This is a genomic window from Streptomyces sp. SYSU D01066-1 (assembly GCF_054956795.1).
Genome location: NZ_JBUDHV010000005.1, coordinates 101,064 through 118,227 on the forward strand (window position 1 = coordinate 101,064; position 17,164 = coordinate 118,227).

18 protein-coding genes are annotated in these 17,164 nt (G+C 72.3%); 8 read left to right on the top strand and 10 right to left on the bottom strand.

The features are described 5' to 3' along the window. Positions 1–68: 68 nt before the first annotated feature. Positions 69–941 (top strand): alpha/beta fold hydrolase, encoded by an 873-nt coding sequence (locus ACY1JF_RS07170; protein ID WP_462704138.1) that lies wholly within the window; start codon positions 69–71, stop codon positions 939–941. A gap of 196 nt (positions 942–1,137) precedes the next feature. Here the strand turns inward: ACY1JF_RS07170 and ACY1JF_RS07175 are convergent, their stop codons facing one another. Then, positions 1,138–2,034 carry an NYN domain-containing protein gene (locus ACY1JF_RS07175; protein ID WP_462704139.1) on the bottom strand — a complete coding sequence of 299 codons (897 nt, stop codon included), beginning with the start codon at positions 2,032–2,034 and terminating at the stop codon, positions 1,138–1,140. A 212-nt stretch (positions 2,035–2,246) separates the two neighbouring features. On the opposite strand from ACY1JF_RS07175, the gene ACY1JF_RS07180 reads away from it, so the two are divergent. Beyond that, positions 2,247–2,399, top strand: a complete 153-nt coding sequence (locus ACY1JF_RS07180) for a hypothetical protein (protein ID WP_462704140.1) — start codon at positions 2,247–2,249, stop codon at positions 2,397–2,399. A gap of 188 nt (positions 2,400–2,587) precedes the next feature. On the opposite strand, the gene ACY1JF_RS07185 is transcribed toward ACY1JF_RS07180, so the two are convergent. The 3 genes from ACY1JF_RS07185 to ACY1JF_RS07195 form a co-directional block, all read right to left on the bottom strand. Beyond that, positions 2,588–3,193 (bottom strand): MarC family protein, encoded by a 606-nt coding sequence (locus tag ACY1JF_RS07185; RefSeq protein ID WP_462704141.1) that lies wholly within the window; start codon positions 3,191–3,193, stop codon positions 2,588–2,590. 53 nt (positions 3,194–3,246) lie between these two features. After that, positions 3,247–4,104 (bottom strand): PHP domain-containing protein, encoded by an 858-nt coding sequence (locus ACY1JF_RS07190; RefSeq protein ID WP_462704142.1) that lies wholly within the window; start codon positions 4,102–4,104, stop codon positions 3,247–3,249. A 354-nt stretch (positions 4,105–4,458) separates the two neighbouring features. Further along, entirely contained in the window at positions 4,459–5,100 is a 642-nt protein-coding gene (locus ACY1JF_RS07195) for a DUF6758 family protein (protein ID WP_462704143.1), read from the bottom strand. Positions 5,101–5,267: 167 nt separating this feature from the next. On the opposite strand from ACY1JF_RS07195, the gene ACY1JF_RS07200 reads away from it, so the two are divergent. After that, positions 5,268–6,527, top strand: a complete 1,260-nt coding sequence (locus tag ACY1JF_RS07200; protein ID WP_462704144.1) for an MFS transporter — start codon at positions 5,268–5,270, stop codon at positions 6,525–6,527. Positions 6,528–6,549: 22 nt separating this feature from the next. Here ACY1JF_RS07200 and ACY1JF_RS07205 read toward each other — a convergent pair whose 3' ends face one another. Next, positions 6,550–7,146 (bottom strand): suppressor of fused domain protein, encoded by a 597-nt coding sequence (locus ACY1JF_RS07205; protein WP_462704145.1) that lies wholly within the window; start codon positions 7,144–7,146, stop codon positions 6,550–6,552. A 568-nt stretch (positions 7,147–7,714) separates the two neighbouring features. Between ACY1JF_RS07205 and ACY1JF_RS07210 the strand changes: the two genes are divergently transcribed. After that, entirely contained in the window at positions 7,715–8,830 is a 1,116-nt protein-coding gene (locus tag ACY1JF_RS07210; protein WP_462704146.1) for a magnesium and cobalt transport protein CorA, read from the top strand. A 23-nt stretch (positions 8,831–8,853) separates the two neighbouring features. Continuing rightward, the gene (locus ACY1JF_RS07215) at positions 8,854–9,363 is read left to right on the top strand and encodes a hypothetical protein (protein WP_462704147.1); all 510 of its coding nucleotides are present in this window, start codon (positions 8,854–8,856) and stop codon (positions 9,361–9,363) included. A gap of 13 nt (positions 9,364–9,376) precedes the next feature. On the opposite strand, the gene ACY1JF_RS07220 is transcribed toward ACY1JF_RS07215, so the two are convergent. Further along, positions 9,377–10,117, bottom strand: coding sequence for a hypothetical protein (locus ACY1JF_RS07220; protein ID WP_462704148.1), 741 nt, complete (start codon positions 10,115–10,117; stop codon positions 9,377–9,379). Positions 10,118–10,338: 221 nt separating this feature from the next. On the opposite strand from ACY1JF_RS07220, the gene ACY1JF_RS07225 reads away from it, so the two are divergent. Genes ACY1JF_RS07225 through ACY1JF_RS07235 form a run of 3 tightly spaced genes read left to right on the top strand, consistent with a single transcriptional unit; the run spans position 10,339 to position 13,436 of the window. After that, positions 10,339–11,664, top strand: coding sequence for a magnesium transporter MgtE N-terminal domain-containing protein (locus ACY1JF_RS07225; protein ID WP_462704149.1), 1,326 nt, complete (start codon positions 10,339–10,341; stop codon positions 11,662–11,664). Beyond that, a complete protein-coding gene (locus tag ACY1JF_RS07230; RefSeq protein ID WP_462704150.1) occupies positions 11,648–12,259 on the top strand; it encodes a DUF1003 domain-containing protein in 612 nt (203 codons plus the stop codon). Before ACY1JF_RS07225 ends, ACY1JF_RS07230 begins: the two co-directional genes overlap by 17 nt. A 43-nt stretch (positions 12,260–12,302) precedes the next feature. Continuing rightward, entirely contained in the window at positions 12,303–13,436 is a 1,134-nt protein-coding gene (locus ACY1JF_RS07235) for an Mrp/NBP35 family ATP-binding protein (protein WP_462704151.1), read from the top strand. 114 nt (positions 13,437–13,550) lie between these two features. Here ACY1JF_RS07235 and ACY1JF_RS07240 read toward each other — a convergent pair whose 3' ends face one another. The 4 genes from ACY1JF_RS07240 to sigE form a co-directional block, all read right to left on the bottom strand. Beyond that, positions 13,551–14,222, bottom strand: coding sequence for a hypothetical protein (locus ACY1JF_RS07240; protein ID WP_462704152.1), 672 nt, complete (start codon positions 14,220–14,222; stop codon positions 13,551–13,553). 195 nt (positions 14,223–14,417) lie between these two features. Next, complete coding sequence (locus ACY1JF_RS07245) at positions 14,418–14,855, bottom strand: sec-independent translocase (protein WP_462704153.1); 438 nt, start codon at positions 14,853–14,855, stop codon at positions 14,418–14,420. A 481-nt stretch (positions 14,856–15,336) separates the two neighbouring features. Next, complete coding sequence (locus ACY1JF_RS07250; protein WP_462704154.1) at positions 15,337–16,347, bottom strand: zf-HC2 domain-containing protein; 1,011 nt, start codon at positions 16,345–16,347, stop codon at positions 15,337–15,339. Continuing rightward, positions 16,344–17,126 (bottom strand): RNA polymerase sigma factor SigE, encoded by a 783-nt coding sequence (sigE, locus tag ACY1JF_RS07255; RefSeq protein ID WP_462704155.1) that lies wholly within the window; start codon positions 17,124–17,126, stop codon positions 16,344–16,346. Before sigE ends, ACY1JF_RS07250 begins: the two co-directional genes overlap by 4 nt. Between the last annotated feature and the right edge of the window lie 38 nt (positions 17,127–17,164).

Consider the following 17,164-nt stretch of genomic DNA (forward strand, 5'->3'; position numbering starts at 1 on the left):
CGCGCGGTGCCGGGCCGACGGCGTCACCCCCGCCCCGGGGTCCGCGACGCCCCCGATACCCTCGCCCCGTGAGCAGGAACGCCGTCTTCGCCCCGCCCCCCGGCGCCCGCACGTACCGGTTGCGGACGGCGCGCGGTGAGTTCGCCGCCGTCGACTCGCCCGTGGCCGAAGGGGCCGAGCCGCGCGGCGTCGTGCTGATGCTGCCCGGCTTCACCGGCAGCAAGGAGGACTTCACCCTGCTGCACGAGCCGCTGGCGGCACGCGGGTACCGCACGGTCGCCGTGGACGGGCGGGGACAGTACGAGTCCGACGGCCCCCGGCACGACGAGTCCGCGTACGCCCAGCGGGAACTGGCACGGGACGTGCTCGCCCAGGCCGCCGCCCTCCGTACCCCCGTCCATCTGCTCGGCCACTCCCTCGGCGGTCAGATCGCCCGCGCGGCCGTCCTCCTCGACCACTCCCCCTTCCGCTCCCTCACCCTGATGTCCTCGGGGCCGGCGCGGATCTCGCAGCCCCAGCAGCAGCGCGTGAGACTGCTGCGGGACGCGCTCGCCACGCTGACGATGGCGGAGGTCTGGGAGACGATGCAGGCGATGGGGCCGCCCGAAGAGGTCGGCGGACCCGTCCGCGGCCCGGTCGACCAGGAGCGGCTACGGCTCCGCTGGCTGGGCACCGCGCCCGCGCAACTCCTCGCCGGAGGACGGCAGTTGTGCACCGAGCCGGACCGCGTCGCGGAACTCGCGACCGTGCCGTTGCCGTTCCACGTGCTCTCCGGGGAACGCGACGACACCTGGCCGCTGCCGCTCCTGGACGACATGGCTATACGGCTGGACGCGCGCCGGACCGTGATCGCCGGCGCCGAACACTCCCCCAACGCGGATCAGCCGCTGCCCACCGCCACGGCCCTCGCCGACTTCTGGGACCACACCACGGACCGGTGAACACAGCGCACCCACCGCCCCGGTCACACCGCCGGAGCCATCCGAATCAACCGAACCACCTGAACCATCTGAATCAACCGAACCACCCGGACCGCTCCGATCAACCACCCCGGTACGCGGCAAGTTCGTGGTGCGGGTCGACGGAACAGCAACCACCACCGACACCGCTCCTGCTCCCAGCGAACGGCGACCGCCGTCAGCACTGCGTCTGCACGTACTCCCAGAACCCGTCCCGCAGCGCCCGCCGCAGATCGGGCTGGCCGCGCAGGGAGTACTGGAGCAGGCCCTCGGCCTCGACCAGCAGGTCCTGGTCGGTCGGGCCGGGCAGGTACGGGTGGCCGTCGAGGAGTTCCACCAGCCCCTCCCGGCCCCGGGACGCCAGCCACTTCGCCGCGATCTGCGAGCCGACGAAGCGGACGTTCTCCCGGGTCGGCCGGGCCGCGCCCGTCGCCTCGTACACGGGCAGGGTGCGTCTGGAGACGTACGGCTTGAAGAAGTCCAGGTCGAAGGTGCGCTGGCTGTCGACCTCCCAGAGCAGCGGATCGGCCTGGTTGCGTCCCTCCGGGGCCTCGACGCCCCAGAGGTGGACGCGGGCGCCGTACCCCTGGGCGGCCTCGACCGCGGAGACCAGGTCCTCGTCGCCGCCGAGCAGGGCCGCGTCGCTGATCGCGCGGTGCCGGGCGAGGGACTCCAGGTCGCCGCGGATCAGGGAGTCGACGCCCTTCTGCTGGTTGTTGGCGTTGAGGTTGCCCAGCCGTACCTTCACGTCGGGCAGCTCGGCGATGGACTGCTGCTCGGCGGTGTGGATGCGGCGCCGGGCGCCGTCGTACCAGTAGACCCGCAGCAGCCTGCTGTCCGCGAAGATGGTGCGGGCCCGGTCGATGAGCGCCTCGATCAGCCCTTCGGCGTCCAGGTCGAAGGCCCGGCGGTCCTCGGTCCCGGCGACCAGTCGTCCCGCCGCCGCGTACAGGTATCCCGCGTCCACGAAGATCGCGTGGGTGGAGGGTGTCTTCGCCACCTCGGCGAGCATGCGCTGGAGCAGCTCGTTGGTGCGGTCGATGCGGGCGGGCAGGGATGCGAGGTCGTCGTTCATCACATCCATTGTCCCGGCGGTCACGCTGCGAACACAACCGGTCCCGATCAGTCCCTTACCGAGCGGTAATTAGTCTTTCGAAAAATTTATTTAGCGTAGGGAATGTTTGTAACATGCGGCCCGTTGTCTATCTGTGGAACCCCGGGCACCGATGACCTTGGGGATTCCTCAGTAGTTCTCCTCAGGAGGATGACCAGACGAAGGGAGAGGCCATGCGCTTTGAAGTCATGCGACTCGACGACATCGACGGTACGCCCGTGGACAGCACAGTCGTGGACGCCGCCTCCGTCAACCGGATGGTCCAGCAGGCCGCCGCCATCGGGCAGCGCCTGTGGATCCGCCCGGCCGAGACCACGGCCTCGTAGCGGCGGACCGTTTCATCACCGTTCCGGCCGGGCCCCCGTACGCGCGTCGTACGGGGGCCCGGTCGTATGTCCCACCAGTCCCGGCCCCGATCCCGGTCGCACGTCACACCGGCCCCGGCCCCGGTCGCGCGTCGCACCGGTGCCGGTCCCGGTCGCGTCCGCCGCCCCCGCGGGTCCGCCCGCAGCGCTCAAGCCCCCTGGATCACCTGCGTGACGCCGTTGATGATCTGCTGCACGGCGATCGCGGAGAGCATCATGCCCGCGAGCCGGGTCACCAGGACCACACCGCCGTCCTTGATGACCCGGATAATCAGCAACGAGTACCGCATCACCAGCCACAGCACGACATGGATGGCGAGGATCGCCGACCACACCGACAGCTGCCCGCCCGCCCCGTCGGCCTTCTGCACCGCGAGGATCACGGACACGATCGCGCCCGGCCCGGCCAGCAGCGGCATGCCGAGCGGTACGAGGGCGACGTTGACGTCCTTGGTCTGCTTGGGCTCGTCCGTCTTGCCGGTGAGCAGGTCCAGCGCGATCAGGAGCAGCAGCAGTCCGCCCGCGATCATCAGCGCGGGCACCGACACGTGCAGGTAGTCCAGGATCTGGTGCCCGAGCAGCCCGAACACGGTGATCACGCCACCGGCGACGCAGACGGCCTGGAACGCCATCCGCTTCTGGGCCTTGCCGGGCCGCCCGGCGGTCAGGGCGAGGAAGATCGGGGTGATCCCGGGGGGATCCATGATGACAAAAAGGGTCAGGAAGAGAGAACCGAAGACGGCGATGTCGAACATGGGTGAGCTACGAGCCTTGCGGAGGTACGTGTACGGGGGTGCGGAGGCGGACCTCAGGCCCCGCCGGCCCCCGGCACCGGGAACGCCCCGAACGCGCGCCGCGTGATCTCCCCGTAGACCTCGGGGTCGGTCGTGTACTCGCCGAGCACACAGGTCTTCCGGCTGCCGTGGTAGTCGCTCGACCCGGTGGTGAGCAGGCCCAGCTCTCCGGCGAGGCCGCGCAGCCGTTCCCGGGTGGGCTCGTCGTGGTCCATGTGGTCGACCTCGATGCCGTCGAGCCCGGCGGCGGCCATCTCGGCGATCGCCGACTCCGGCACCGTACGACCGCGCTTGGCGGCGGCCGGGTGCGCGAACACCGCGACACCGCCCGCGGCCTTGATCAGCCGGATGGCCTCGAAGGGGTCGGTCTCGTGCTTGTCCACGAAGGCCCGGCCGCCGTCGGCCAGCCACTCCTGGGTGAAGGCGTCGCCCACGGTCGGTACGACGCCCAGCTCGACGAGGGCGGAGGCCACGTGCGGACGGCCGACCGAGCCGTCCCCGGCGATCCGCGCGACCTGCTCCCAGGTGACGGGCACGCCCAGCTCGTTGAGCTTGGCGATCATGCCCTTGGCGCGCGGCACCCGGTCGTCCCGGACCAGCTCCCGCTCGGCGAGCAGCGCCGGCTCCTCGGGGTCGAAGAGGTAGGCGAGCATGTGCATGCTGACGCCGTCGATACGGCAGGACAGCTCGGCGCCGGTGACCAGCGTGAGCCCCTCGGGCAGCGCCGCGACGGCCTCGGCGTGTCCCCGGGTGGTGTCGTGGTCGGTCAGCGCGACCACGTCCAGCCCGGCCGCGGCGGCGTTGCGCACCAGCTCGGCCGGGGTGTCCGTGCCGTCGGACGCGGTGGAGTGGCAGTGCAGGTCGATGCGCACGGCGGGCTCCAGGCGGCGACGGAAGAGGAACGGACACGGAAAGGATAACCGGATCTCCGCCGCCCTCCGTCACCCCCGCGGACGCTGGGAGCCCCCTACAAGTCCCCTGTGCGACTCCCGAGTCCCCCGTGTGACCGCCAAGTCCTTCGCGCGGCCCCCGAGCCCCGCGCGGCCCCCGAGTTCCCGTGCGGCCTCCAAGTCCCCCACGCGGCCCCGCCCTCAGGAGGACCTCCGGGAACCCCCAGGAACCCCCAGGAACCCCCTGAAGTTTCTCGGGGACCCCCAGGAACCCCCGAGGACCCCCGAGAAACTTCAGGGGGACTCCCGGGGAACTCCCGGGGCACTCCCGAGCATCTACGGTTCGAGCAGGCGCGGCGACAAGGCGCCGCACGGCACCAGCTCCACCTCCGCCCCCGCCTCCCGCAGGTCCGTCAGCACCAGTTCGTCGTACATCAGCAGCCCCGACCGCTCGGGCCAGACCACGGCCCACAGCCACATCCCGAGCGCCTCGCCCGCGAAGACGGCCCGGTCGGCGGGGGCGCCGGAGACGTGCCAGAGCGGGGTCGGCCGACCGGCGGCGAGCACCTTGGCCTGCGGCGGTTTCTCGACGTCCAGGAAGGGCCCCGGGTCGGGCCCGTCGAGACCGGCGTAGTACGCGCCGAGTCCGACCCCCAGCTCCTCGGCCACCAGGATCAGCTCCCCGACGCCCCCGAGCGGTCCGGGCCCGGAGCAGGCCACCGCCGTCGCGCGCCCGCCGCTGCGGTCGTCGCCCGCGCAGGCCACGCCCGTGAAGAGCCAGCCGACCGGCAGCGGCCACGGCATCCACACCGGCACCTGGGTGCGGTGGACCACGACCTCCAGGGCTTCGACGCTCGGCGGTATCACGGGCTGGACCGGGTGGACCGCGCCGTGCACGTCGCACTGCCAGGAATCGGCGAAGAGACCGGGCGCCCTGACCCGGCCACCGCACTTCGGGCAACTGGGTTCGCCCCTCATAGGGCCCCACGGTCCTACCCCGGCTCCGCCGCGTCAAGGACGATCACCCGTCCGGAGGCGCCGGCGGCGGCCGCGCCGACCAGCCAAAAGTAGATGCAGTTTGCATCATTTAGTCGACCTAAATTATTGTATGTAAATACCAACCACTTCTGCGCATTGGAGCCAGCATGGACCCCTTCGAAGCGGGGGCCGGCAGTATCCTCAGGCAGCCCAAGGCCGTCTGGGCGACCGCCGGCGCGTCCGTCGTCGCCTTCATGGGCATCGGCCTGGTCGATCCGATCCTGCCGTCCATCGCGACCGGACTGCACGCGAGTGCCAGCCAGGTCTCCCTCCTGTTCACCTCGTACTTCCTGATCACCGCGATCGCGATGCTGGTCACCGGCTTCGTCTCCAGCCGCATCGGCGGCAGGAAGACGCTGCTGCTCGGCCTCGCCTTCGTGGTGGTCTTCGCGGGCCTGGCCGGCACCTCCGACACGGTCGGCCAGCTCGTCGGCTACCGGGCCGGCTGGGGTCTGGGCAACGCGCTCTTCGTCTCGACCGCCCTCGCCGTCATCGTCGGCGCCGCGGCCGGCGGCAGCGCGGCGGCGATCCTGCTCTACGAGTCCGCCCTCGGCCTCGGCATGGCCTGCGGCCCGCTGGTGGGCGCGCTGCTCGGCGACGCCAGCTGGCGCTACCCGTTCTTCGGCACCGCGTTCCTGATGGCGGTCGGCTTCCTGTGCATCACGGCGTTCCTGGGGGAACAGCCCAGGCCCGCCCGCAAGACCTCGCTGCTCGACCCGGTCAGGGCGCTCGGCCACGGCGGTCTCGCCTCGGCCGCGGTCTCGGCCTTCTTCTACAACTACACGTTCTTCACCGTGCTGGCCTTCACCCCGTTCGTGCTGAACATGACGCCGTACAAGTCGGGTGCCGTGTTCTTCGCGTGGGGTGTGCTGCTGGCCGTCTTCTCGGTGCTGGTGGCGCCGCTCCTGCAGAGGCGGTTCGGTTCGCTGAAGGTGCTCGGCGGCTCACTGGTGCTGCTGGCCGCGGACGTGCTCGTCCTCGGCTACGGCGGCCACACCGCGGCGGTCGTCTGCACGGTCCTGTCCGGTGCCTTCATCGGCGTGAACAACACCGTCTACACCGAACTGGCCCTCGGCGTCTCCGACGCCCCGCGTCCGGTGGCCAGCGCGGGCTACAACTTCGTGCGCTGGTTCGCCGCCGCCGCGGCCCCGTACTTCGCGCCGAAGATCGAGGAGTGGACCGACATCCACGTCCCGTTCGTGGTGGCGGCGGTCACCGCCGTGCTCGGCGCGGCCGTGGTCGCCGTACGCCGCCGGGCCCTCACGCTCCCCCGCTCCCGGCCCCGCTCGGGCGGGGGGACCCCGGTGGCGGCGGAACCGGCGCCGGGGCGCGCCGCCGGGGACGGCGTCTCGGCGTTCACCGGCTGACGTACCCGCGCGGTGAGCCCGGTCACTCCAGCGGCACCGACCCGCGGGCCGGGTCCCGCAGGTCGGTGCCGTGCGTCAGCCAGCGCTCCTGGAGCGCCTGCCCGCCGTGCACCCGCTTCCAGGCGGCCTCGTTGGGCGTCATCGGCAGCAGCGGCAGGAAGCGCACGGGATCCAGCGGCGGGTCCAGCTCCAGGTCCGCCACCAGGCCGCCCGGCTCGGCGACCAGGACGGAGGTGAAGGGAGCCCCGGGCCACAGCGGCTCACCGACGTCCAACGAGGCACCGGGCGCCACGATCACCCCCTCGACCTGCGGGGACGCGGCGAGCACGGCCAGCGGGCGGAGCGCCTTGTCGGTGTCGGCGACACCGGCTCGGACGGAGAGGACCAGTTCGGCGCGGGGCCCCTTGACCGGGTCGGCGAGCACCGCCGTGGGGTCCGCCATCGGCTGCGCGGACATGCCCAGGGTGGCGTAGCGGACGACGTTCCCGCCCTGGCCCCGGGCGTGGAAGCGGAGCACCTCGATACGGTCCGTGCCGAGGAAGGTGACCCCTGCGCGGGCGTCCGGTTCGCCGAGCGCGCTGCGCAACCGGGCCTCGACCAGAGGAAGAACATCAGCCATGCGGCGAGCATAGAACTCGTCAGTACGAGGCAAAGCGGGACCTTGACACAAGCGGCGGCTGGTACTCTGGGCCGGTCGCCGGGCAGCCCGCGTGAGCGCGGGGCGCAAGTCCCGTCGCTGCTTTGAACGTTCCCCTACGGGGAACCCCTCCAAACGAGGGAATGGACATCCCTTACGAGGGATCGGCCGGAGGAGGTGGGGCTGGCATGGACCGAAGTCGACCGTGCAGTACCACCCGCTCTTCCGGCCGCTGACGCCGCCGCTTCCGGACTCTCCCGGTCGTCGCCTTCCGTCAGCCGCGCGCTTTCCTGCGGAAGAGCACTTCGTCTCATGAGAACTCATGTGATCCAGCAACTCATGTGAACCAGCAGTGAAGCCCGCCACCGCGACGGTGGGGTGCTCCCCGCTTTGTGGACGCGCCAGACACGCGCAGCACGTACGGCCGCGCAGGGCCCGTACGGCACGTACGGCGACGTACGGCACGTACGGCCAGACGCAGGACGTCCTCATTCCGGGTGGTTCCACCCGTCGCCGGCGCCGTTCGCTGCGCGTAGCGAAGGAGCCTGCCATGTCGATGATCCGTGACCTGCGAGCCGCGGTCCGCCCCTCCCGTGTGCCGCCGCGCAAGGACAGCGGCGCCTACGACACCACCCGCGACCCGGCCTCCGCCTCGGCCGTGGTCGACTGCGCCGTCTACCGCGAGGGCCGCCGCGTCGTGACGGACGCCCCGCTCAGCCCGCACGAGGCGATGCGCCAGGTGCGCCGCGACGGCGGCTTCGTGTGGATGGGGCTGCACGAGCCCACCGAGGACGAGTTCGCCGGCATCGCCCGCGAGTTCGGGCTGCACCCGCTGGCCGTGGAGGACGCCGTCGTCGCCCACCAGCGGCCCAAGCTGGAGCGGTACGACGACTCCCTGTTCACCGTCTTCAAGACCGTCCACTACGTCGACCACGACGAACTGACCGCCAACAGCGAGGTCGTCGAGTCCGGCGAGGTCATGTGCTTCACCGGGCGGGACTTCGTCATCACCGTCCGGCACGGCGGCAAGGGCTCGCTGCGGGCGCTGCGCCACCGCCTCCAGGACGACCCGGAGCTGCTGCTCAAGGGCCCCTCGGCGGTGCTGCACGCCATCGCCGACCACGTCGTCGACGGCTACATCGCGGTCGCCGACGCCGTGCAGGACGACATCGACGAGGTCGAGACCGAGGTGTTCTCGCCGGGCCGCAAGGGCTCCCCGCGCGGCACCGACGCCGGCCGGATCTACCAGCTCAAGCGCGAGGTCCTGGAGTTCAAGCGGGCCGTCTCCCCGCTGCTGCGGCCCATGCAGCTGCTCAGCGAGCGGCCGATGCGGCTGGTCGACCCCGACATCCAGAAGTACTTCCGGGACGTCGCCGACCACCTCGCCCGGGTGCAGGAGCAGGTCGTCGGCTTCGACGAGCTGCTGAACTCCATCCTCCAGGCCAACCTCGCCCAGGCCTCCGTCGCGCAGAACGAGGACATGCGGAAGATCACCTCGTGGGCCGCGATCGTCGCCGTACCGACGATGGTGTGCGGGGTGTACGGCATGAACTTCGATCACATGCCCGAACTGCACTGGCGGTTCGGCTACCCGATGGTCCTCGGCGTCACCGTCGCCATCTGTTTCGGCATCCACCGCACGCTGAAGCGCAACGGCTGGCTGTGAAGTCGCCCGGATAGGCTGGGCGCATGACACGCGAGCTGCTCGACCAGGCCCTCGTCGAGGAGGCCACCAAGAAGTCCGGCCTCGTCTGGGTCGCGGGCCCCGGGAGCCCGGCCCGCGCGCTGTGGCACGTCTGGCACGAGGGCGCGGCCTGCGTCGTCGGTGACGGACCCGGCGAGCAGCCGCTGCCGTCCCTGGCCGACGGGGCCGCGGCCGAGGTGACGGTCCGCAGCAAGGACAAGGGCGGCCGGCTGGTCTCCTGGACGGCGCGGGTCGTGGAGCTGGCGGCCGGCTCCGAGGCGTGGCGGACGGCGGTCGACGAGCTGAAGGGCAAGCGGCTCAACGCCCCCGACGCCGAGACGATGCCGGAGCGCTGGGCGCGCGAGTGCCGGGTGCTGCGGCTGGAGCCGACGGGGGCGGTGGGGGCGCTGCCGGACGGGTCGCTGGCCGCGCCGCCGGCTCCCACGCCGGTGACGACGCGGGAGCCGGTCCCCGCGGGGCTGCAGCGGCTGCTGCTGAGGCGCCGCAAGCGGTAGGGGCGCGGCGGGATCAGGACGTCGGCAACTGCTTGCCGTAGTCCAGGGTGTCGTCCTTGTCCGGTTCCGTCAGGGCGAAGTCCTTGTCCCACTCCGAGAAGGTCAGCGTGCCCGCGCTGCCCGCCCGGACCAGGCGCAGCGGGTACGGCTTGCCCTCCAGGGAGACGTCGAGCGAACCGCCGTCCCCGCCGTCCCCGCTGATGCGCACGGTGCGGGTGCCGTTCCGTTCGTGCCGGCCCTCGGTCTCCACCGTGCCGTGCAGCGCCAGCAGACCGTCGAGGAGCACGTCCTTGTCCGTGAAGCCGCTGAACTTCTTGTACGAGGGGTCGCCCTGCGGCACCTTCACGTACTTGCCGGCCAGCTTCTCGGCCGCGGCGGCGTCCGCGTCACCGGTGTCGTGGCTCCAGAAGCCGGCGTCGGCCTTCAGGAAGAGCTGGTCGCCGACCCGCAGCAGCCCGAACGTCGTGCCCTCCGCGGTGACCGACCCGGTGCCCCCGTCGGACTTCAGGCGCATGTCGAGCGCGTACGTGCTGCCGCTGGTGACGACGGTGCCGTGCAGCCGCACGGTCCGGGCGGCCTCGGCGACGGTGCGGGTCTTGCGCTGGATCTGCGCGGCGGACAGCTTGCCGACCCCGTTGGTGCCGGCGTCGGGGTCCTCGCCGCCGCACCCCGTCAGTCCCGTCCCCACGGCCAGGACACACACGGCACCGGCGAGAGCGGCCCGGGGATTTCTGCGCCGGGGAGTCACAGTCACGGGTGGGGCTGCCTTTCTCACGGGAGACCGGTGCGGCGTACGGCAGCGTACCGGGGCCGGCCACGGGCGGCGGAGCCAGTCCGTCCGGACCGGCCACCAGGGCGGACGGGTTCCGGACGGGCTAGCCTGAAGGGCGTCCGAGCGGGCAATTCGGAAAAGGGACACAGCACGACGACGCAACACGCCCGCTCACGCCGGCGTGAGGAAAAGGAGCCGCGTCCATGGCAGCCGGCGCCCCCCGGATCTTCGTATCGCACCTCTCCGGTGTCGCCGTCTTCGACCCCAACGGGGACCAGGTGGGGCGGGTGCGCGACCTGGTCGTCATGCTCCGCGTCGGACGCAGACCCCCGCGCCTGCTCGGCCTGGTGGTCGAGGTCGCCACCCGCCGCCGGATCTTCCTGCCGATGACCCGGGTCACCGGCGTCCAGTCCGGCCAGGTGCTCACCACCGGCGTGCTCAACGTCCGCCGCTTCGAGCAGCGGCCCACCGAGCGCCTCGTCTTCGGTGAGCTGCTCGACCGGCGCGTCACGCTCGGCGAGACCGGCGAGGAGGTCACCGTCCTGGACCTGTCGGTGCACCAGCTGCCCGCCCGCCGCGACTGGGAGATCGACAAGGTCTTCGTCCGCCGGGGCCGGCGGGGCGGCGCCTTCCGGCGCGGCAAGGGGGAGGCGCTGACCGTGGAGTGGTCGGCGGTCACCGGGTTCTCCGCGGAGGAGCAGGGGCAGGGCGCGGAGAACCTGCTCGCCACCTTCGAGCAGCTGCGCCCCGCCGACCTGGCCAACGTCCTGCACCACCTGTCCGCCAAGCGCCGCGCCGAGGTCGCCGCCGCCCTCGACGACGACCGCCTGGCCGACGTCCTGGAGGAGCTGCCGGAGGACGACCAGATCGAGATCCTCGGCAAGCTGGCGGAGGAGCGGGCCGCCGACGTCCTGGAGGCGATGGACCCCGACGACGCCGCCGACCTGCTGGGCGAGCTGCCCGAGCAGGACAAGGAGCGGCTGCTGAGCCTGATGAAGCCCGACGACGCCGCCGACATGCGCCGGCTGATGGCGTACGAGGAGCACACGGCCGGCGGTCTGATGACGACCGAGCCGATCGTGCTGCGTCCCGACGCCACCGTCGCCGACGCCCTGGCCCGCATCCGCAACCCCGACCTGTCGCCGGCGCACGCCGCGCAGATCTACGTCTGCCGGCCGCCCGACGAGACGCCGACCGGCAAGTACCTCGGCACGGTCCACTTCCAGCGGCTGCTGCGGGACCCCCCGTACACCCTGGTCGGTTCGATCATCGACGACGATCTGCAGCCCCTGGAGCCGGACGCCGCGCTGCCCGTGGTCGCGGGGTTCTTCGCCACGTACGACATGGTGGCGGCCCCCGTGGTCGACGACTCCGGGTCGCTGCTGGGCGCGGTGACCGTCGACGACGTGCTGGACCACTTGCTGCCCGAGGACTGGCGGGAGACCGAGTACCACCTCGAAGAGGCGAACGGGACGGACGGGACGGCAGAGGCGGGAGAGGGGGTGCGTGCCGATGGCGCCGGAGCGTGAGACGCCGGTGCGGGAGCGCGCCGCCTCGGGTGCGACGGCCGCCTCGCGGCACCGCGGGCCCCGTCTCGACCAGCCGCGCGCGCCGCGCCGCCGTCTGCTGCCCGAGTACGACCCGGAGGCGTTCGGGCGGCTGTCGGAGCGGATCGCCCGCTTCCTGGGCACCGGGCGGTTCATCGTCTGGATGACGGTCGTCATCATCGTGTGGGTGGTGTGGAACGTCTCCGCCCCGGCCAACCTGCGGTTCGACGAGTACCCGTTCATCTTCCTGACGCTGATGCTGTCCCTCCAGGCCTCCTACGCCGCCCCGCTGATCCTGCTCGCGCAGAACCGGCAGGACGACCGGGACCGGGTCAACCTGGAGCAGGACCGCAAGCAGAACGAGCGGTCGATCGCCGACACCGAGTACCTGACCCGCGAGGTCGCCGCCCTGCGCATCGGTCTGGGCGAGGTCGCCACCCGGGACTGGATCCGCGGCGAGCTCCAGGAAATGATCAAGGAACTGGAGTTCCGGCGCGACGGCCACCACCCCGGGACCGACGCGAACCTGACGCTCTCGGCGGAGCGGCCGCGGGGACGTGACGCAGACGACCGCTGACGGGCTTTCCGGGGTGCGTGCCGGGCGCCGTACCATCGGTCCCATGGCTACGGAAGACGCGGTGCGCGAGGCACTGGCGACGGTGAACGACCCCGAGATCAACCGGCCCATCACGGAACTCGGGATGGTCAAGTCGGTGGAGATCGGCGCGGACGGGGCGGTCGCGGTCACCGTGTACCTGACGGTCTCCGGCTGCCCCATGCGGGACACCATCACGCAGCGCGTGACCGACGCCGTCACGCGGGTGGAGGGCGTCACGCGGGTCGACGTCACGCTGGACGTGATGAGCGACGAGCAGCGCAAGGAGCTGGCCGGCGCGCTGCGCGGCGGCCAGACCGAGCGCGAGGTCCCCTTCGCCAAGCCCGGCAGCCTGACCCGGGTCTACGCGGTGGCCTCCGGCAAGGGCGGCGTCGGCAAGTCGTCGGTGACGGTGAACCTGGCGGCGTCGATGGCGGCGGACGGCCTGAAGGTCGGCGTGGTGGACGCGGACATCTACGGCCACTCGGTGCCGCGCATGCTGGGCGCCGACGGGCGGCCCACCCAGGTCGAGAACATGATCATGCCGCCGTCGGCGAACGGCGTGAAGGTCATCTCCATCGGCATGTTCACCCCGGGCAACGCCCCGGTGGTGTGGCGCGGCCCGATGCTGCACCGCGCGCTCCAGCAGTTCCTGGCCGACGTGTACTGGGGCGACCTGGACGTGCTGCTGCTCGACCTGCCGCCGGGCACGGGCGACATCGCGATCTCCGTGGCCCAGCTGGTCCCGAACGCCGAGATCCTGGTCGTGACGACGCCCCAGCAGGCGGCGGCCGAGGTGGCCGAGCGGGCGGGTGCCATCGCCGTACAGACCCACCAGAAGATCGTCGGCGTGGTCGAGAACATGTCCGGGCTGCCCTGCCCGCACTGCGGCGAGATGGTCGACGTCTTCGGCACCGGCGGCGGCCAGCTGGTCGCCGACGGCCTGACCCGCACCACCGGCGCCTCGGTCCCGGTCCTCGGCTCCATCCCGATCGACGTCCGCCTGCGCGAGGGCGGCGACGAGGGCAAGCCGGTGGTCCTCACCGACCCGGACTCCCCGGCGGGCGCGGCCCTGCGCTCCATCGCGGGGAAGCTGGGGGGCCGCCAGCGGGGCCTTTCGGGCCTGTCGCTGGGGATCACCCCGAAGAACAAGTTCTGAGCACCGCCCCGCGGGCGCGGGCACCGCGCGGCGGGTCACGACAAAGCCGCCTCCGCCGCGCGGCGGAGGCCCGCGCGGCGAGGGGGCGCCGGAGACCACCGGCGCCCCGGGAACTCACCGGTACGCGCCGATGTCCTTCACCACGGCGAAAGCCAGCCCGTACGCGCTCATCCCCCTGCCGTACGCCCCGAGGTGCACCCCCTGCTCGGTGGAGCCGGCCAGCACCCACCCGAACTCCGACTCCCGGTAGCGGAACGGCGTGGGCACCCCGTCCACGGGAAGCGACAGCGCCGACCAGTCCTCGCCGTCGAGGTCGTCCGCCAGGACCCACGCCGTCTCGGTCTGCTGGTCCAGCCAGTCGTCCCGCAGCGAGTGGTCCATCTGCCCGGGCCAGGTGAAGGACAGCAGCCCCACCCCGGCCAGCCAGGCCGCCGAGGACACCGACGTGGCCTCCAGCATGCCCGTGCCGTCCGCGCTGCGCCGCACCGGGTTGGCGGCGACCGTCACGACGACCGCGAACTTCTCGGTGGCGTCCTTCTCGTCACCCGACACGTGCTCGTTGCGTACCGACGGTTCGTCCCCGTGCCCGATCGAACCGTGTTCCACCGCCCCGTCGGCGGCCGTGCCGACCTGCATCAGCCAGCGCGGCCCGGTGAACGCCTCGTCGAGGCCGTACCAGGGAAAGGGCGCACGCAGATAGCCGTCGACCGCGCTCGGGGCGGAAGGGGACTCCTCTCCGCCCTCCGGGGCCGGCGCCTGCGCGACTGCCCGACTCGTCGTCTCCATGTGCCCGGACGCCTCCTCGCTCTCGTCGGACCGGAACGGCCCGCCCCCCTTCGGGCGTACTCGTACGATCCGTACAACAAGTCGGCAGCATAACCACACCGGTCGGGGCGGCCGGGAAAGCGCCCGGCGCGTGGATGCCCGGACGGCGGGTTCAGGCCGCGCACCACCGCAACGGAGTATGACGGGCGACAGGCGTCAGGTGGCGTCCGCGTCGAAGGGCGGGCGCTCCTCGCGCACCGCGGTCTCCGGCTGCTTGGTCATGTCGATCCGGCCGGAGGGCGAGGAGGACGCGGTCGCGGAGCTCTCGGACTCCCGGCCCTGGACGGCGTCGGCGACCTCGGCCATCTCCTTCTTCAGGTCGAAGCCGTTGCGGATCTCCTTGAGCCCCAGGTCGTCGTTGTCCAGCTGCTTGCGGAGGAACGTCTTGGGGTTGAGGTCCTCGAACTCGAAGTCCTTGAACTCGGGGCCGAGCTCCTGCCGGATGTCCTGTTTGGCGCTCTCCGAGAACTCGCGGATCTTGCGGATCGTGCGCGTCACGTCCTGGATGACCTTGGGGAGCTTGTCCGGACCGAAGACGAGCACGGCGAGGACGACGAGCGTGACCAGCTCGAGTGGTCCTATGTCATTGAACACCTGAAGCTCCTTGGGATGTCCGGGCCGCCTCCACGGTACCCGCCCATCCCATGAGACCGGTACAGTCCCGTCCGCTCGCCGTGCGCCGGGCCGGCCGTTTTCCGCGTTGTCCGCCTCGCCGTCCGGTCCCCGTCCGAGGAACCGGGCACCGGCGAGACCTTCCTCACCGTGCCGTCGCGCTCCGGGGTGGGGGCGAGCCGGTCGCCGGGGCGGTGGGCGCGGGTCCGGACGATCGGTTCCTCACCGGAGTGGATCCGGCGGCCGTCCACGGCGGTGATCACGTCGCCCGCCTAGCGGCCGGCCTCGTCCCCGGGGCCGTCACCGTCCTGGCCGCCCTCCGGTTCCCGGGGCCGGGCCGGCTCGAGGCCGCCGTCGGGCTTTCCCTCGGCCGTGTTCTCCCCGCAGCCGGCCGCCGCACGGCCCGTCGGCCGCGCGCCGTCCCTGATTCGATCAAACCCGGTCGTCGGCGCACAGCGGCCGGTCAGGGAGCGGAGGAGAAGGAGGACGCGGCCGGTGAGGCCGAGGGGGCGGTGGACGGGGACGCGTACGGATCGGGGACGGGTGCGGTGAGCAGGCCGGGCGCGTCGGCCCCGGACGTCGTCGGCCAGGAGGACAGCGCGACCGGCGCCACGGCCTCGAAGGGACGTATGAGCGGGGACATCGCGACGGCTCCGGCCATGACGGGAGCGGTCAGGGGAGGACCACTTTGGTCGTCGGGCCCCGCCGAGGGCGCCGGCAGTCCGGGCAGCGGCGGTGCGGAGGCCGCGGTGGACGCCACCGGGGCGTCACCCGGCGCCCCCTGGCCCGCGGCCTGTCCGAACAGCGGCGCGAGCAGGCGCCGGCGCTGGGCCTCCGGGGTCGTCGACGATCCCGTGCCCTGAGTGCGGGCCGGGGTCACATTGCTGCCGGCCCCGGCGCCGCGCGCCTCCGTGGTGCTGTCGGGGATGCCGGCCGTGACGCCGCCGAGGGCGACCGCGGCCAGCGACACCGCTCCGGCGGCGACGAACGCGAACCGCAGTCCACGCGAGGCCGGCCGGTCGGACTCCTGCCGTCCGACGTCGTGGATGCGGAAGCCACGGCCCGGCGCGGAGGGCGCCAGCGCCGACGGGGTGTGCGACCGGGAGGGCGCGTAGCCGAACTCGAACGTCCCTCCCCGCCTGACCCCGAAGGCCCCGGCGGAGCCGAACCGCCCGGCCGGGTCGGAGAACCCGGACAGCGCGTCACCGCCCGCCGATGGACCGTCACCGCCGGGCAGCCCCTGGAGACGTGCCAGGAGGCTCTCGGAGGGGGCGGGGCCGGCGGCCTCGGCGAACACGTTCTTCAACCGGCGCTGCGCGTCCACTTCCGCCTTGCACTTGGCGCAGGTGGCCACGTGCGCCAGCACGCGCTCGCGCGCGTCATGACCGAGCTCGCCGTCCACCAGGGCGGAGAGTCGGTCTCCCAGATGCTGCTCTGCGAGGTGTCCCTCGGACTTCGGCCGTGAACCGCTCACGCGCTCGCGCCCCCTCCTCCCAGTGCGGGGACGCGGGCCATGAAGGAGCGGCGCTCGGCACGCGCCTGCGGCGAGCGGTGCGCGAGGGCCTTGCGCAGCTGGGAGCGGCCCCGGTGGATCCGGGAGCGGACCGTGCCGAGCTTGACGCCGAGAGTGGCGGCGATCTCCTCGTAGGACAGTCCCTCGATGTCGCACAGGACGACCGCGGCGCGGAACTCGGGCGCGAGGGTGTCCAGCGCCTGCTGGACGTCGGCGTCGAAGTGCGCGTCGTTGAAGACCTGCTGCGGGGTGGGCTCCCGGCTCGGCAGCCGCTCGGCGGCGTCGTCGCCGAGGGCGTCGAAGCGGATGCGCTGCTTGCGGCGGACCATGTCCAGGAAGAGGTTGGTCGTGATGCGGTGCAGCCAGCCCTCGAAGGTGCCCGGCGTGTAGGTGGACAGGGAGCGGAAGACGCGGACGAAGACCTCCTGGGTGAGGTCCTCGGCGTCGTGCTGGTTGCCCGTCAGGCGGTAGGCGAGCCGGTAGACCCGGCCGCTGTGCGTGCTGACGATCTCCTCCCAGGTGGGCGGAGTCCACGCCTGCCCGTCCGCGTCGGTGGAGAAGGTCGCGGTCCGGTCCTGGCCGGCGGCGCCGGCGGCGTGGCTGGGGTCAGCAGCGGTGTCGTTCACGGATTTCGGCCTGCCCGCCGATCCGAGGAAGCGCCGCAGCGCTCCCCGACGGTCCCCGGGCCCGGCCGCACCTCCCCTGTCGGCTCTGGTGGTGTCCAGTGGAGCCCCTACCATAGCCACCTCGCCCGTTAGCTCCGGATAAGCGGTTTTAC